Consider the following 16,378-nt stretch of genomic DNA (forward strand, 5'->3'; position numbering starts at 1 on the left):
GTGACGAGGGCGGGGCCGGGGGCGGGGGCGATGTGGGCCCAGACGTACTTGCCGATGCCGCCGGGGCGGTTGGCGCTGCCCCAGCGTTCGGCGAGCCGGTCGACGAGGAGCAGGCCACGCCCGTGTTCGTCGTCAGGGGTTGGCGTGTGGAGGGTGGGGTGGTCGGTGCCGGCGTCGTGGACTTCCAGCCGCAGGCGGGAGCCGGTGACGGTGAAGCGGACCTCGATGTGGCAGTCGTCGGGGGCGTCGGAGTGCTGGACGGCGTTGGCGAACAACTCGCCGAGCAGCAGTTCGGCGGTGTCCGAGTAGCGGTCGCCGGCGGGGAGGGCGGAGAGGTAGGCCCGGAGCAAGTACCGGGCCAGGGGCGTGGACTCGATACGGGAGTCGAGGCGCGCGACGAACATGCGGGGCCGGCGGTGGGTTTTGAGCATGGGGGTACCTCGGAGGGGGCGGAGGGGGGAGTGCGACAAGAGCGCACGCGTTCACGCTGCGCATGCAGATGATTGCGTTCCGGTCTCAATGATCCGGCGAGGGGACTACGGTTGCGACCAAATCGGAGTGCGGGGATCCGCAGCACCTGAGGGGAGTCGGGATGTCACATCGGCGCTTGGAGAACGGACTCACGTCGAGCCCGGCGGTGATGTTCGGCGAAGCGCTCCGGTTCGCGCGAGAGCAGGCGGGCTACACGCAGGAGGAACTGGGCAAGCTCCTCCACTGTCACCGAACGGTGATCACCCGCTTCGAGAGCGGCAAGCGTTCGATGGACCGGTACATCGTCGTGAGAGCCGACGAGGTGCTTGGCATGAGGGGCCTGCTCGTCCGGCTGTGGGAACGGGTGGACTGGCATGCGGACATTGAGCACCCGGACTGGTTCCAGAAGTACGTCGAACTGGAAGAGGAAGCGGCGGCGGCCCGGGTGCTTCAGTACATGAGGATCAATGGCCTGTTGCAGTGCGAGGAGTATGCCTACGAGATCTTCCGTCTTGGCGATGCCCGAGATCACCCGCAATGGTTGGCCGAGCGGGTGGCTACTCGGCTCGGTCGACAGAAGCGGTACTTGACCGATGATGGCCCGTCAATGATCGTCATCCTTCACGAGAGCGCGATCCGGAGCGTCATCGGCGGACCGGACGTCATGAGGAGGCAGATGGAGCACCTGCTCTCCGTGGGGGAGCGGTCGAACGTGCAGATCCAGGTAGCGCCGTTCGCCTTCAGGGCTCGGAAGTCGCCGACCACATCCGTGGTGCTGCTGGAGATGCCCGACGGGAAGGAGTGGGTCTACTCGGAGAGTCTGTATCGCGGACACTTCAGTGACGCCCCTTCAGTCGTACAGCAGACCCGCCGAGACTTCGATCTTGTACGCGGGGCTGTACTCTCGGTCGACGACTCCCATGCGCTGATCACCGAGGTAACGGAGGAATACCGCTATGCAGAACGTCGAGCTGAGCGGGGCGTTGTGGTGCAAGAGCAGCTACAGCGGGGACAACGCGGGCGAGTGCATCGAGGTGGCCCCCGGGTTCCCCGGCCTCGTCCCCGTGCGTGACTCCAAGGACCCCGGCGGTCCGGCCCTGGTCTTCGCGGCTGCTGCGTGGGGCTCCTTCGTCGTCGCGATCCGGGAGGGCGAGTTCCCTGCATGATGTCGGTCTGGCGCAAGAGTAGTTACAGCGGCGGCAACGGCGGCAACTGCGTCGAGGTAGCCTCCGGTCTCCCCGGCCTCGTTCCCGTGCGTGACTCGAAGGACCCTCACGGCCCGGCCCTCGTCTTCCCGGCCGCTGCTTGGGCAGCATTCGTGGCAGCCGTTCAGGACGGCGAGTTCCCGGCCCAAGGCTGACCGGGAACTCGGTACACGAGAAGAACACAGGCCGGGCTCAGGCGCCCAGATGGGTCAGCAGTGTGTCGCCCGACGGGTACGGGAGTTCGGCGGGCAGGAGCTTCCGGGCCTCCTCCAGTTCCCCGGCCCGCACGTGGTCGTGGATCGTGTGCGCGAGTGCGGTGACGTCCTCCACCGAGACGATCCACTCGTCCGCATAACGCTCGGTGGCCTCGCCGGTGAGGCCGAGCTGAAGCGACCGATGGGGCAGCGGCTCCAGATGCAGGCTGCGTTCGGGGTCCCACTGCACGCGGGCCGGCGACCGCCTCAACTCCCGCTTCCAGGTGGCCTGGTCGGGGTGCAGCCCGCGCTTGTAGTGGGACAGGCAACTGTTCTCCAGGGCCCATTCGAAGCCCTCGCGGGTGATCTCGACCGCGAGGACGGTCTCCTGTCCTTCCTTCGTCGCCCATCCGCAGCGGTACATCATCCAGAGGAACGACGGTTTGATCCACGTCATCCGGTCCCTCTTCCACACCGCCGGAAAGCGGCCGTCCCGGGCGGCGGGCAGCCCGATCTCCGGCGAGTACGCCTGGTAGACGGTCACCGTGGAGGCGGTGTGGAGGGCGCGGATCTGATACTTGGGTTCTGGCACGCTGACCAGCCTCGATGCTCCGCGAGCATTGCGCCAGCGGATTTTCCGGGCGGCGTGGGGTTCCCCGGCGCGGGCCGTGGAGCCGCTCCGCTCTCGAAGGTCACGCGACCACGGCGCGGGCGATCAGGGTTCCGATGTGGCCGGGCTCGGGAGCGTCGAGAACTCGGACATCCGGGTCCGTGAACCCGGCCGTCAGCAGCAGCCTCTCCGGGGCGGTGAACCAGACCGCCCCGAAGATCGATAAGACGGCGTCGTAAGTCGACCTCGTGGTGACCGCCCCTTGTGAGTGGTCCTTCTCGGAATGCCACGTCAGCGGGCCCTGGGCCTGGCAGGGTGTCGACACCACCTCGGCGATCGTCCGCGCGATCGCCGACCTCCTGGAGAAGGGCCCCGACTCATGAGCACCTCGGACCGGCTTCGCGCCGCCCTGGTGGACGGCCTCACCGGGGACGACGCGATCGGCGATCCGGCGTGGCGGGCCGCCGCGCTCGCCGTGCCGCGGGAGTTGTTCGTCGGGTCGTTCTTCGTGCCGGTCCCGGGCAGCAGCCCGACCGCGTACCGGCCCGTGCACCGGACCGACCCCGGATGGCTGAGGCAGGTCTACGCGAACGAGACGCTGATCACCCAACTCGACGGTCACGTCCGCCCCGAGGACGTGACCGGGGGCACCGTGACCGGGACGCCGTCGTCGTCCTCCACCCTGCCGTCGCTGGTGCTGGGCATGTGGCAGCAGCTCGATGCCGAAGCCGGGCACCGGGTGCTGGAGATCGGCACCGGCACCGGCTACTCGACCGCCCTCGGGGCCCACCGCCTCGGGGACGCCAACCTGACCAGCATCGAGTACGACCCGCTGGTGGCCGAGCGTGCCGCCGCCGCGATCCGGGCGGCCGGGTTCGCTCCCCGGCTGGTCGTCGGCGACGGGCTGGTCGGCGACCCGGACGGCGGCGAGGGCGCGTACGACCGGCTGATCGCCACCTGCGCCGTCCGGTACCTGCCGCCCGGCTGGCTGCACCAGGTGAAGCCCGGCGGCGTCATTCTGGCGACCGTCTCCGGGTGGGGGTTCGGCTTCGGGCTCGTCCGCCTGGTCGTCACGGCCCCCGGCGAGGGAACGGGCCGGTTCATGCCCGGCTGGACCAGCTTCATGATCGCCCGCCCGCACGACCGACCGCCGCGCCAGAGCATCTCCCTGCTCCCGGGGGACGAACGCCCGTCCCGGATCGACCCCGAGGTCATCAGCACCTGGACCGGCAGCTGGGTCGCCCAGCTCGCGGCGCCCTCGGCCGAACGGATGGGGGCCGTTGGGCACCAGATCCTCTGGGACGTGGCCACCGGATCGCAGGCCCGGACCGCGCCCGTTCCCGGCGGCGGGTGGACCGTGGTGCAGCGCGGCCCGCTCCGGCTCTGGGACCAGGTGGAGAGCGCCGTCGAAGCCTGGCAGCGGGCCGGCGAGCCGCACCAGGAGGGCTTCGGCCTCACCGTCTCGCCGACCGGGCAGCGGGTCTGGATCGGAAGCGAGGCCGGACCGGGCTGGAACCTGCCGATCTGAGCCCTCCATCGCGCAGCAGCAGCAGCAGCAGCGGCAGCAGCTCAGGCGCCCAGGCTCCCAGGCGGGCGAGGAGCGTATCGCCCGACGGGCGGGGGCGTTCGGCGGGGAGGCGCGACACCTGGGCTCTGGCGCGGTGACCGGGGATCGAGGCCCGCCATGCCCTGCGCGAGCGGATTCTTCGGCTACTGCCGTCGAGACCTGAAGAAGCCCCACCGGAAAACGATCCGGTGGGGCTTCTTCAGTGCAACGGTAGGGGCGGGGCGGAGTAGGGCCCCTTCTTAACCCCGCTCAGAACCCGTAGGGCGCGGAGCGAACTCCACGTTCTCGAATTCGAAGTCCGCCTGCTCGATCGCCTCCTGCCGCGTGGGATGGCACGTGTCCGTCAGGACTTCCCAGTCCGCAGAGCAGTAGAACAGGTAGTAATCGGACTCTCCGTCGTACCGTGCGATCGCCAGGTGGGAGATCTTCTCGTCGAGGCCGTCGATCGAGTGCCTGGTCCGGCCGGTGGGCCGCTGCGCGTCTCCCACCCGCGCGTACAGCTCGACCGAAGCGCCGTCAAGGACGGCCGGCACAGGTGCACTCATGGCCTGATCTCCACACTCGTGTTCTCGACCACTCGGCCGTTCTCGACCGCCTCGAAGTGGATGTGATGGCTCTTCGACGTGGTCTCGTGCTTTCCGTAACGAACTATACGACTGCCATCACTTGACACGTACCGGCCGACTCCCTCTTCCCGGTACCCGGCCCCGAGCCAACGCTCGGCAAGGTCCATGGCCTGGTCCTGATTGATCGTTCCGCCGTGATACTCCGGAGCACGTCCACGCGGGGTGGCCGCTACCTGGGAGGAGTTGGCGGTGAAGCAGTTCGGTCCGGAATTGTGAACCAGTACCGGCGTGTTCCCTGCCAGCACGTAGTACGTGTGCAGGTCCCGCACCGTCAGGTTGTGGGCGGGCTGGACCAGGTGGAAGTGTCGGACCCGGGCCAGGGCGACGACCGTGCCGTCGGAGCTGCGGACGGTGTCGTCCGCGGTCAGGTCCCCGGCGTTGACCCAGGCGTCCCGGTTGACGCTCCAGAACGGGTGGTGGTCGGTCGCGGTGACCTCGCCCCGGCCGTCGGCGAGGAGGAGCGTGGTGAAGTCGGCGTCGTCCGGGGTCACCATGGTGGCGTCGACCTCGCGAGCGGCCGTCTTCCCGGTCTCCGGGTCGGTGGCGAGGACGAGGTCCCCGACCTTCAACTGCTCGATGGGCTTGGTCGTCCCGTCCGCCATCCGCACCGCGACGCCCGCCGGGAAGCTGTCGCAGGACATGGCGATCCGGTTGCCCGGTGCGGGCTTCTCGGCGGCGGCGGCCGGCTTGGGCTTGGCCGAGTTGTTGAACTTGGCGAGGCCCTTGCCGAGGGCTCCGGCGCCGACGCCTATCTCGCCCGGGCCGAACATGGCGATGTTCTCGAACTGCCAGTTCTTGAGCTGGTCCCAGAGCTCGTTGTAGATCGGGGACTTCTGGCATTCCTTGATCATGTGGCAGGCGTTCAGCGCTGCCGCCACGTAGTCGTGGGCGTCGGAGTCCGGGTCCTCTCCGAAGCGGTGACGCTGCTTCTGGAGGATCTTCAGGTTCTTGTTGGTCTGCTGGATCAGCTTGTTGAAGTCGGTCTTGCCGGTGGTGATCTGCACTCCGCCGGGAAGGACCGACTTCACGCTCTTGACGGTCTCGACGACCCAGTCGCCGCCGTTGACCGGCATCCAGTAGTCCTGGACGAGCTGGCCCTCGGGGGTGCGGCACTGGGCCGTACCGCCGCAGGTGCCGTCGGGCCGCAGCCCGGACGGGTCGCTGAGGGTGAGCGGGTTGTTGTTGCTGTACGTGTAGCCCGCCAGCGACTGCGGGTCGGTGCCGGCCAGGACCGGGTCCACGCTGATGAACCGGCCGGTGGCCGGGTCGTAGTCGCGGGCCCCGAGGTGGGTGAGGCCGGTGGGCTCGGCCGTGCCGCCGAGGAAGCCCCGGGTGCCGGCCCAGGTGGCGGGGGTGGTGCCGCGGCTGCCGCCGAAGGGCAGCGAGCGGCGCTGGTCCACGGCGCCGGTGGCGGCGTCGACGCCGATCTCGGCAGTGCCGTGGTGGTCGTCGACCTGGAAGGTCAGGCGGTTGTCGTCGGTACGGACCGCGGTGGCCGAGCCGAGCGGGTAGTAGCGGGTGGCGGTGGCCTTGGCGGCGCCCTTGACCAGCTTCAGCTCGACGCGGTCGAGGTAGAGGGTCCAGCTCTCGGCCGCCGGCTGGGCGGTGTCGAGGGTGTGGCCCAGCAGACGGTTGCCGACAGCGTCGTAGAGGTAGTCGGTGGTCTGGTTGGTCGTCGCGGTGGTACTGCCGTTGGTGGTCTGGACGGTCGCGGCGAGTCGGCCGACTCGACCCTCGGAGTCCCAGGTCAGGGCCTGGTCGCTGGTCTGGTTGCCGGACGGCGACTTGAGGTGCCGACCGGTGGTGTTGCCCGCGGTGTCGTAGTCGTAGCTCTCCACGACCGGAGCGCCGACCGTGCCGGTGACCGTGGAGGTGGAGCTCAGGCTGTGCGGTCGGGCCGCGGTGGCGGCGGGGTAGGTGTAGGTGGTGGTGGCGTCCTGGCCGGTGTTGCCGGTGGTGTCGTGCCGGGTCTCGGTGGCACGGGTGCCGTTGGTGTTGTAGGTCCAGCTGGTCCAGTACGGGGCGGGGCCGCCGAGCTGGGTGCCGCCGGGGGCCGTGCAGCCGCCGGTGCCGGGGGTGTAGGCCTCGGTGAGGCGGGCCAGGGAGTCGTAGCGGAAGCACTGCCGGTCGGTGCCGGAGCGCGAGGTGTCGGTGACCGAGGTGACGTTGCCGGCCTGGTCGTAGGTGTAGGCGGCGGCGCGGGTCGCGCCGGTGACGCCGTACTGGTCGGTGCGGCTGGACGCGAGGCGCTGGGTGCCCCACTCGTAGCCGTTGGTGATGTACACGTCCTTGCCGGCGGTGCCGTTGCTGAGCGTGGACTGCAGCGGCTTGCCGGTGAGGCTGTAGGTCTGGTTGGTGAGGTACTTCGTCAGGCCCTCGGCGGCCGTGGGCCGGTGCAGCGCGTCGTAGGTGAACGCCACCGACTCGGCTGCCAGGTTCCCGGCGGCCGGGTACGCGATCGACTTGGCCTGCCCGTCGAGGCGGTAGATGGTGCCGCTGATGTAGCTGCCTGCCAGGGCTTCCTGGCCGGGGACGGACGGGATGGTGACCGTGGTGCGGGTGGGCCGGGCGAGGGTGTCGAACAGCGAGTAGGTGGTCTTGTACTGGTAGGTGGTGCCGCCGACCGTGCTGTAGCGGGTGCTGGACGACAGTTGGCCCTTGTTGCCGGCCGGGTCCCACGCCCGGGAGGTCAGCAGCGGGCCGGTCGCCGAGCCGTCGCGCGTCTCGATCGGCCGGGAGAGGTTGTCGTAGGCGGTGGCGACGGTCTTGCCGCCGCCGTCGGTGGTGCCGGTCAGCTCGCCGCGGTCGTTGTACGTGCTGGTGGTGGTACCGGAGTCCGGGTCGACCGCCTTGGTCCGCCGGCCGAGCTGGTCGTACTGCCAGGTCCAGACACTGCCCGCCGGGCCGGTGAGCCTGGAGAGGTTGCCGGCCGGGTCGTAGCCGTAGGTGGTGGAGTCGTAGGCGCCGGTGGGCGCGGCGGACTTGTACTGGCGCAGCTCGACAGCCCGGCCGACCGCGTCGAAGACGGTCGTGGTGGGGGTGCCGCCGGTGGGCGGGGTGACGGTGACCCGGTCGCCGCCGTACTCGGTGAGCGTGGTGGCCAGCGGGGTGCCGACGCCGTTGCCCGAGAGCGCGGTGGTCCTGACGACCCGCCCGAGGCCGTCGTACTCCGTTGCCGCCTGGGTCTCCAGGCCTGCGGTGTCGTCGATGTTGCGCAGCGTGCCGGAGGGCGTGCCGGTGGCGTAGTACGGGGAGTAGGCGAGCGCCGTCTGACCGCGCTCGTCGTAGAAGGTGTCCGCGATGACGCGGCCGCCGTTGTCGCCCGGGGCCTGGCCCTGCCGGAAGCGGCCGAGGCCGTCGTACAGGGTGTAGGCGGTCTGCTGGGAGCCGTCCTCGTTGAGGGTCTTGCCCGCGACGGAGACGATCTGGTTGTCGGCGACCGTGTAGGCGTACTCCTGGTCGGGGGTCTGCCCGGTGGCCTTGGAGCGGTCGGGCAGCCAGACCTTCAGGGTGCGGCCGAGGGCGTCGTAGAGCGTGTCGGTGCGGCGGTTGTTGGCGTCGATCGTGTCGACGGCCAGGCCGCGCAGCAGGTCGTAGTCGGTGGTGGTGGTCTGCGTGGTGGTGGTGTCGCCGGCCTTGGCGGGCGGGGTGGTCTCCACCGACTTGCTGGGCCGGCCGGTGGCCGGGGTGTAGGCGGTGGTGCTGGTACGGGCGTTCGGCGAGGCCGTGGTGACCGGGTTGGTGGCGCCGCTGAGGTCGTAGACCGTGCTGGAGGCCAGCTCGGTGCTGCTCAGCGGACGGCCGTAGCCGTCGTAGGTGGCGGCGTGGTCCAGGTAGGTGGCGCTGTTGCCGGTGCGGGACTTGAGCGTCTGGATGAGGGTGATGTCGCCCTTGGCGGGTGCGGCGCCGAAGCCCTGGCCGTCGAACCGGTAGCGGATGTCCGAGAGCACCGCCGAGGTGCCGTCGGCCCGGGTGTCCCGGTTGACGTCGGTGGCGCAGTTCGCGGCGACCACCTCGACACGGGTGGCGCTCCTGAGGATCCAGGTGCCGGTGTTGTCGGCGTACGTGGTGCGGGTGCAGGTGTCGTCGTCGGGGACCGCGACGTCACCCTGGTTCTCGACCGAGGTGACCCGGCCGTAGCCGTCGCGGGTGTTGTTGGTACGGGTCTCGCGCCAGTTGCTGCCCGCGCCCTTGTCGAGCGAGGTGAAGGTGCGGGTGACCGTGGTGCCGGTGATGTTGGCGGTGGTGGTGCCCCAGTCGCGGACGCGCTTGGCGGTCTCCTGCTTCCACGGCGTGTTGACGTTCTTGCCGAGGATCACGCCGCCGGGCTTGTCGTACTGCTCGGTGCGGTACTCGTAGCCGGCCCACGCCTGGTCGTCGGTCAGGACGGTGCCCTGCCCGTCGTCGACGGTGACGCTGCGCTTGCCGTTCTTGTCAGCGGGGTTGTTGCGGTCCTGGTCCATGCCGCGCAGGAACCAGTGGTCCGCCTGCGTCGTCATGCCGGTGACGCCACCGGTCTCGACCCGGGTGCGGGCGTAGCCGCGCCACTGGGACCAGGTCTTGAGCTTGTCCTTGGTCAGGCCGTCCTCGTCGTCGAAGTGCCAGGCGGCGTCGCCGAGGTAGGTGTAGCGGGTGACCATGTCGGGTGCGCCGCCGGTGCGGTCGGTGGCGATGACCGCGTCGACGACGTACTTGTTGAACCACTCCGTGGTGACCGGGGTCTCGTCGGAGGCCTGGTACATCTGCGGGAAGCAGCGGGTGGTGTTGGACTGCGGGGTGGGCAGGTTGTTCCAGTCGCAGGCCGCGGCCGAGTAGTTGACGTCGATCTGGCCGCCGAGTTCGTCGGTGACGGTGCCGAGCCGCTGCTTGATGAACGGCATCCGGCCGTCGCCGACCTTGTCGAGCCGGTTGGCCATCTGCTTGTAGGCGAGGGTGGTCTTCGGCAGGGCGACGGACGGGGCGGCGGAGGACCCGGTGTGCTTGATCGAGTCCAGCAGCAGCTGGTAGTCGAAGTCGGCGGTGCCCCACTTGTGGGTCAGGTCCCAGGTGTCGACGGTGGCGTAACTGCCGTCGGCCTGCAGGGTCTTGGCCGCGATCTGGGTGAGGCGGGTGCGGGTGAAGAAGGTCGGCGAGTACTGCGTGGTGCAGTCGGTGCCGTCCTTGCAGTTCTGGTCCCACGGGGTGTCGTACCAGTACTGCCGGTTGGCGTCGATCTTCGCCGGGTCGCACACGCCCGCGCCGGTCTCCAGGCAGCGTTCGGCGGTGCCGAAGTCGACCCGGCCCATCGGCTTGACGCCGGCCGAGTACAGGTCGCCCTGCTGCTGGCCGTACTCGATGTGGTCCAGGCGCCCGCCGCGCACGTACGAGGTGCGGTCGGTGGCCTTGAGGTTGCGGCCGTAGTTGTTGGTCTCGGGGGTGTACCAGTAGGTGATGTCGTTGCCGTGGGCGTCGACCACCAGGTCCAGGTTCCACCGCCAGCCCTGCTGGCACCACGAGGACGCGAAGTCGGCGCCGTTGCACGGCTCGCCCGCGTTGTTGCCGTAGACCGGCACGGTGTAGACGGACTTGGTCTCCGGCTTGCCCGCCGACCAGTTCGGCAGGCGGTTGTAGCCGAAGTAGTAGCTGGTGCCGTCGGTGGTGGTGGCGCGGAAGTACTCGCCGTCGTTGTCGCCGTTGCCGCGGCCGGTGTCGCGGACGCGCACGACCTTGGTGGCGTCGTCGTTCTTGATCCGCCACTCGTCGCCGGAGACCGGGATCAGCTCACCCGAGTGCCCCGCGAAGCTGATGGTGGCGTTGTCCGTGCCCCAGCACAGGTCACCGGGGCTGGACTTCCCGGTCTTGGGCGCCCCGTCGTCGGCGCAGGCCTTGTAGCTGCGCTCGACGAAGCCCGGCGACAGGTCGAAGCCGTCACCGGCCCAGGAGGCCTGGTTGTTGCTGTTGGCCGTGCGGCCGTCGATCGCACCGGAGTTGTAGGACAGGCCGACCTTCGGGGTCAGCCCGCCCGGCATCGCCGTGAGCGGCATGTCGTAGGACCAGGTGAACGCGCCGCTGTTCAGCGCCGTGGACCAGGAGGACGCGCTCGACAGCGGCGTCGCCCTGTAGTCGCCGCTCGGTCCGGCGCTGCCGGTGGTGGCCGCGAGCACCATCGCCCCCGGCGCGGACTGCAGGCGCATCGACCCGGCCGGGGCCGTGGTCAGGGCGTCGGCGGCGACGGTCTGCTTCGCCACGTCGTTGCCGCCCGGCAGCGGGGTCTGCACCCGGCATTCGGGCAGGTCGGGCGTGGTGAGCGCGCACTCGGGCAGGCGGACCAGCTTCAGGCGCGAGCCGAAGCCGGAGCCGGCGGCCTGGGCGAAGGACGAGTAGTCGACGGCCAGGCCGCTGTTCTCGTCGGCGCCCGTGACGGTCAGCAGGACGCCGTTGACGCCGGCCCTGGCGGCGGCGTCCTGGCCGAGCAGCTCGACCTTGGCCTTGCCCGCCGCGCCCGAGGACGAGAGCGCGACCGGCAGCTTGCCGGCCTTGACGGCCTTGCCCTTCTCGCCGGGCACGTCGACGGTGGCGCTGCCCGCGCCGGGCAGGGCGCCCTGCTTGCCGTCCGTCCTGCTGACGGTGGTGTCGGCCTTGCGGCCCCTGGCCTTGGCGTCGGAGCCCTTGACGGGCTTCTCGGGTGAGACCGCGGACGGCTTGGTGTACGGTTCCGCGGCCGCCGCGACGGCGGCCAGCGGCAGTGCCGGCAGCAGCGACCCGACCAGGGTGCCCGCGATGATCGCGGACATTCTGGTGCGGGTCGGCCGCGGCACCGACCTCTTCCTGCTCATGGGTGGGACAACTCCTCTGGGAGAAAACGGGTGTGACGGACCGCGGGCCGGGCGGCAGGAAGCCGCCCGGCCCGCGAAACGGAGGGGGGAATCAGACCCCGGTGGAGGTGTTCAGCTCGACGTTGTAGTCGGCGAGCTTGGTGATCTGCGCGGGGCTCAGTACGCCCTGGTACAGCCAGACGTCGTCCAGCTCACCGGAGAAGTACTCGCCCCACGCGCCGGCCGCCCGGTTGCGGCCGAACTGCACGCCGCCCGTCGCCTCGTAGGGCTGCGGGGCGCCGGTCCAGGAGATGTGCGGGGTGCAGCCGGTCGAACCGTCCGGGCAGCCCTGGTTCTCGATCTGGCCGCCGACGTACAGGGCGAGCCGGTCCGCGAAGGCGTCGTAACTGACCGCCAGGTGCGTCCAGTTCTCCAGGACGGAGGTGGCCGGGGTGTGGGCGGTCAGGGTGCGGACCGCGCCAGTGGCGTCGGAGTCGCGCACCTCGGCCTGCCACTGGCCGGTGGGCTGGCCGTTGGCGTCCTTGCCCAGGGCGTGCCAGCGCAGGGTGACCGCGCTGTTGTTGGCGCCGGCGACGGACAGCACCGTCATGTCCCGGGTCGGGACGCCCGCGGTGTTCGCCCAGCCGGCCAGGGTGAAGCTCTGGCCGGTGTGCAGCGGGACGGAGCCGGTGGCCGCGTAGCCGGTGGAGCCGTCCAGCAGCAGGGTGCCGGGGGCGGGCAGCACGCCGCCGTCGGCCTTGATCGAGGCGCCGCCGCCGAGCTGGGCGCCGGCCTTGGCCGGGCCCTCGTCCGGGGTGACGGCCGGGGTGCCGGTGGCGGAGGAGAGCTTCCAGCGGCCGGCCAGCTGCGGGCGCTGCTGGACCATCGCGCCGGCCTCGGGGCCGGTGACGACGCGGTCGTAGAGGCGCACGTCGTCGATGTCGCCGCCGAAGAACTCGCCGTTGGCGCCCTCGCGGTTGACGGCACCGATCTGCAGCGGGCCGGGGTTGGCCCACGGCGCGTTCTGGGTGTAGTCGGACTCGCCGACCAGGAAGCCGTTGATGTAGAAGCGCAGCTTCTTGGCGGCGGTGTCGGAGACGCCCAGCAGGTGGGTCCACTCGCCGGTGGTGCCGGCGAAGCAGGGCGCGCCGTTGATCTGGGTGCCCGGGGTGCAGTCGGGCTGCCAGGTGCGGACCAGGGTGTCGGCGGAGGTGTCCTCCTTGTAGCGGCCGAAGATCCAGCGCTTCCAGTAGGTGGAGTAGTACAGCGAGAACTCGCTGTTGTGCTGGCCGATCTGGGTGACGGCGATCTTCGCGGTGGTGTCACCGGGGGTCGGCGCGGGCAGCTTGACCCACGCGGAGACCGAGAAGTCCCGGCTGCCGTCGACCTGCGGGCGGGTGCCGCGCAGGTAGTCGTCGACGCCGTCCAGGTGGATCGCCTTGTCGGCGATGCCGGGGCGGCCGAGTGCGACGCCGTTGTAGGCGGTCAGGTTGTCGGTCTCGGCGGTGCCGGCCGGCTTGGCGTCGCTGCCGTCCAGGTGCCAGACCGCCTTGGCGGGGCGACCGGTGGCGAGCTGCTTGTCGGCGGCCACGTCGGAGACCTCGGCCGTGCTGAGGGAGCGGTCCCAGACCCTGACCTCGTCGATCGAGCCGGGCCAGTTGCCGACCCATTGGCCCTTCCAGCGGTTGCGGCCGATCTCCAGCGGGCCGTGTCCGTCCCAGACCGCGTTCGCGGTGGCCGACTTGGCGAGGGTGCCGTTGACGTACAGCTGGATGGTGCGCGTGTCCATGTTCCACACGCCGGTCAGGTGGGTCCAAACCCCGGTCGTCGCGGGATCGGCGGACTGCACGGAGACCGTGGTCGCGTCCTGGTTGCCGGCCGCGGTCTGGACCTTGAAGCCCCATTTGGAGACACCGGCGATGTTCTCGATGCCGAGCTGGAAGGCGTAGTAGTCCGGGCCGCTCTGGCTGACCGCCGCGCGGTTCCAGTCGCCGCCGTTGAACCGGACCCAGGAGGACACGGTGAAGCTGCGGGAGGTGTCCAGCACGGCCGACGATGCCTCGGCGTAGCCGTTGGCGGTGCCGTCCAGGGTGAGGGCCTCCTTGAGGTGGCCGGGCGTCCCGGGGGTGGCGCCGGAGCCGAGGGTGGCCTCGAAGCTGCCGCCGGTTCCGGCGACGGAGGTGCCGCCGGCGGCGTCGTCCATCGACCAGCCGGTGCGCTGCGGCTGCCCGGAGAGCACGTTGAAGTAGTACGTCTCGGGCTGCGAGGCGTTGCCCGCGCCGTCGACGGCCCGGGCGGAGAGGAAGTGCACGCCGGCGGTCTGCGGCTGGACGCGGACGGTCTGTCCGGCGCCGCCGCCGGTGGCGATCTCGTTCGCCGCGGACGGCGAGGTGTCCAGGCCCCACTGGTACTTGACCACGTCGGTCGCGGCCGACTTCAGGGTGAAGTAGCCGTTCCTGCCGACGCCGTCGGTCCAGGGGAGCGCGGCGGTGGCGTCCTTGGAGCCCGGGTAGGCCTCCGAGGTGATCGCCGGGCCGTCCGGTGCGGAGGTGTCGACGATGAAGTAGCAGCCGGTCGGGTCACCGTCGGAGGACCACGGCCCCCACTGCGCGCCGTCCCAGGCGCGGGCCTCCCAGTCGAGCTGGAGGTTCTGCGGCAGGCCGGTGGGCAGCGGCCAGGAGAACATCGAGCCGGAGGCCTTGAAGGTGTCCCACCCCGGTGCTGCGTCCTCCGAGCCGGTGGACCACCAGCGGCGGCGCAGGCCGCTGCCGTCGTCCCAGCCGACCGCGAACTGCACGCCGATGGCCTCGCCGTCCGGGTCGCTCGCCCGGGTGGTGACCTGCGGCATCTTGTTGATCTTGATGCCCGGGTACTGGCAGACCGAGCCCGGCGACATCGTCATGTCGGACATCGGGATCTGGTTGGGCCGCAGGTTGTAGTACACCGACAGGTAGGCGTCGTCGGTGAAGCGCTTCCAGGCGAGGGTGTCGCCCTCGTTCTGGGCCTTCAGGCCGAAACTGATGGTCGGCCAGCCCCAGTTGGCGGCGTCCTGGACCAGGTTGCGCACCGCGCCGTCCTGGCCGTACTCCAGCCAGCCGCCGGGGCAGCTGCCGCTCCAGCCCTTCGCGGTGTTGATGGTCTGCAGGTAGCGGCCCCAGAACCCGGAGGCGTTCTGGCTGTTCCAGTTCAGGCCGGGGGAGATGTAGCCGGTGTTCCACAGCTCGACGGGCCGGGCGTCGCAGGAGTACGACCAGCTCTCGTAGGTGCCGAAGGTGGCGCTGAGGATCTGCTTGCCCACGAACGGGTTGGAGACCTGGAAGAAGGCCCGCTTCACGTCGGTCGGCGCGCACCGCGAGGTGTCGCCGCAGTAGCCGACGCCCCAGTCGTGGACGTAGCTGCTGTTGTACGTGAAGTGCCAGTACGCCTGGTTCGGGTAGCTGCGCGAGACGCCCGCCCAGTCACCGGCGTGCGGGGTGTTCCACGCCGGGTCGATCATCACCGGGTAGACGGTGTCCGCGGCGTCCAGCATGCCCTGGTCGGGCGACAGGACCAGGCCGTCCTTGGGCAGGTCGACCTTGAGCCGGGTCATCTTGGCGCCCTCGCCGGGCAGGTCGCCGTAGCCGGCGGCGGCGAGGTCGCCCGGACCGGCCGCGGGGGCGCCCGGGGCGGGGGCCTCGGCCTGCGGTGCCGCCTGCGGGGCGGCCTTGAACGTCTTCGGGGCGGCGGCCGGAGCGTTCGCCGGGGCGTTCGGTGCGGCGGCGGCCGGGGCGTTCGGCGTGGCGGTCGCCGGGGCGTCCGGCGTGACGGCGGCCGGCTTGGAGGAGTCCCACATCACCGGGACGGGCGCCTCGAAGACGGTGCCGCCGCCGGACGGGTCCTTCGCCTTGAGGGTGCCGTCCGCCTCCTGGCTGACCGTCAGGCCGGTGCCCTGCAGGCCGAGCCGGAGCTGGTCCAGCTCGGGGTTCTTGGCGGCCTCGGCGGTGTGCACCACGATGACCTGGGTGAACCCGGTCCTGGTGGCGGACAGCCGCAGGTCCACGTCCGGCAGGATCGACGCGTACTCGGCGGTCGCGCCGTTGACCTTCGGCTTGGGCAGCGGCTTCGGCCAGCTGAGCTTCAGCTCCTTGCCGGCCCGGGCCATCGTGACCAGCGGTTCGCTGCCGCCGCCGGAGAACCGCAGGTCGGCGGTGGACCCCTTGGGGGCGACGGCGCCGCCGGGCAGCGCCTGCAGCGTCGGGTCGAGCTCCACCCAGGCGCCGTTCTTGCGCACCCGCTTGGGCTGGACGTAGGTGGTGGTCTTCAGCTTGCCGTCGGGCTGGGCGACGGTGTCACTGGTCTCGCTGCGCTTGGCGAGTACCTCGACCGGCTTGCCGCTGCGGGCGGCCTCCTTGACGGCCATGCTCTCGGCGGTGTCCTGGGAGCCCGTCAGGCCGGGCGGTGGCGTTCCGCCGGTCGCGGCGGCGGCCGGCCCCACCGCGGTCGCGGTCAGGGCGACCGCGGCGAGTGCCGCGGCGAGCAGACTGCCCGACCGTCTTGCTGCTGTTCTCACTGTGCGTAAGCTCCGACTTCCGATATGTGGGCGAAGTTTGAGCGGATCTTTATGGACGCTTAATCAGGTGTCAAAGGTTCATGAGAAAACCGCGCGGACGCATGCCCGTGTCGATGCGCCGTCAGAAGGGGAGCAGCGCAGGTAAAACCGGACAAACCACTTGATGCGCTGTGGCGGAAGTCACATGCCCGGAGTGCTGTCGCGGAGTGATCCGGCCTCCGGGTGGCGGCGGCGAACGGTGACCGACAGCTTCGAGGCGGCGCCGCGGCGAGTGGCGGGCGTCCCATCCCCTGGTTGTCGGTGCTGGTCACCCGGGGTGTCGCGGATGGGGGCGGCGCGGTCCGGGCGGCAGTGGGGGCCAC

Annotated in this window: 10 protein-coding genes; 4 read left to right on the forward strand and 6 right to left on the reverse strand. The window is 70.6% G+C overall.

Annotation, left to right across the window (positions count from 1 at the left end; translation table 11 throughout):
* Positions 1-431 (reverse strand): ATP-binding protein (locus ACGFSC_RS09175; RefSeq protein WP_392862810.1); only part of this gene is annotated, 431 nt, incomplete at its 3' end.
* A 176-nt stretch (positions 432-607) separates the two neighbouring features.
* Here ACGFSC_RS09175 and ACGFSC_RS09180 point away from each other — a divergent pair.
* Genes ACGFSC_RS09180 through ACGFSC_RS09190 form a run of 3 tightly spaced genes read left to right on the forward strand, consistent with a single transcriptional unit; the run spans position 608 to position 1,831 of the window.
* Positions 608-1,543 (forward strand): helix-turn-helix transcriptional regulator, encoded by a 936-nt coding sequence (locus ACGFSC_RS09180; RefSeq protein ID WP_359906714.1) that lies wholly within the window; start codon positions 608-610, stop codon positions 1,541-1,543.
* On the forward strand, positions 1,506-1,637 hold the full coding sequence (locus ACGFSC_RS09185) for a DUF397 domain-containing protein (protein ID WP_359906717.1): 132 nt from the start codon (positions 1,506-1,508) through the stop codon (positions 1,635-1,637). Before ACGFSC_RS09180 ends, ACGFSC_RS09185 begins: the two co-directional genes overlap by 38 nt.
* Entirely contained in the window at positions 1,634-1,831 is a 198-nt protein-coding gene (locus tag ACGFSC_RS09190; RefSeq protein ID WP_392862813.1) for a DUF397 domain-containing protein, read from the forward strand. Before ACGFSC_RS09185 ends, ACGFSC_RS09190 begins: the two co-directional genes overlap by 4 nt.
* Before the next feature lie 37 nt (positions 1,832-1,868).
* Here ACGFSC_RS09190 and ACGFSC_RS09195 read toward each other — a convergent pair whose 3' ends face one another.
* Positions 1,869-2,462, reverse strand: a complete 594-nt coding sequence (locus tag ACGFSC_RS09195; protein ID WP_359906720.1) for a DUF4291 domain-containing protein — start codon at positions 2,460-2,462, stop codon at positions 1,869-1,871.
* A gap of 100 nt (positions 2,463-2,562) precedes the next feature.
* Entirely contained in the window at positions 2,563-2,808 is a 246-nt protein-coding gene (locus ACGFSC_RS09200) for a hypothetical protein (RefSeq protein WP_359906723.1), read from the reverse strand.
* A 51-nt stretch (positions 2,809-2,859) separates the two neighbouring features.
* Between ACGFSC_RS09200 and tgmC the strand changes: the two genes are divergently transcribed.
* Positions 2,860-4,008 (forward strand): ATP-grasp peptide maturase system methyltransferase, encoded by a 1,149-nt coding sequence (gene tgmC, locus ACGFSC_RS09205; protein WP_359906725.1) that lies wholly within the window; start codon positions 2,860-2,862, stop codon positions 4,006-4,008.
* 278 nt (positions 4,009-4,286) lie between these two features.
* On the opposite strand, the gene ACGFSC_RS09210 is transcribed toward tgmC, so the two are convergent.
* From ACGFSC_RS09210 to ACGFSC_RS09220, 3 genes are all read right to left on the reverse strand, one after another.
* Complete coding sequence (locus tag ACGFSC_RS09210; RefSeq protein WP_359906728.1) at positions 4,287-4,592, reverse strand: hypothetical protein; 306 nt, start codon at positions 4,590-4,592, stop codon at positions 4,287-4,289.
* Positions 4,589-11,488 (reverse strand): polymorphic toxin-type HINT domain-containing protein, encoded by a 6,900-nt coding sequence (locus ACGFSC_RS09215; protein ID WP_359906731.1) that lies wholly within the window; start codon positions 11,486-11,488, stop codon positions 4,589-4,591. Before ACGFSC_RS09215 ends, ACGFSC_RS09210 begins: the two co-directional genes overlap by 4 nt.
* Before the next feature lie 91 nt (positions 11,489-11,579).
* On the reverse strand, positions 11,580-16,016 hold the full coding sequence (locus ACGFSC_RS09220) for a LamG-like jellyroll fold domain-containing protein (RefSeq protein ID WP_359906734.1): 4,437 nt from the start codon (positions 16,014-16,016) through the stop codon (positions 11,580-11,582).
* Positions 16,017-16,378: the final 362 nt, after the last annotated feature.

It is taken from the genome of Kitasatospora sp. NPDC048715 (assembly GCF_043198905.1).
GTDB classification, from domain to species: domain Bacteria; phylum Actinomycetota; class Actinomycetes; order Streptomycetales; family Streptomycetaceae; genus Kitasatospora; species Kitasatospora lactacystinica.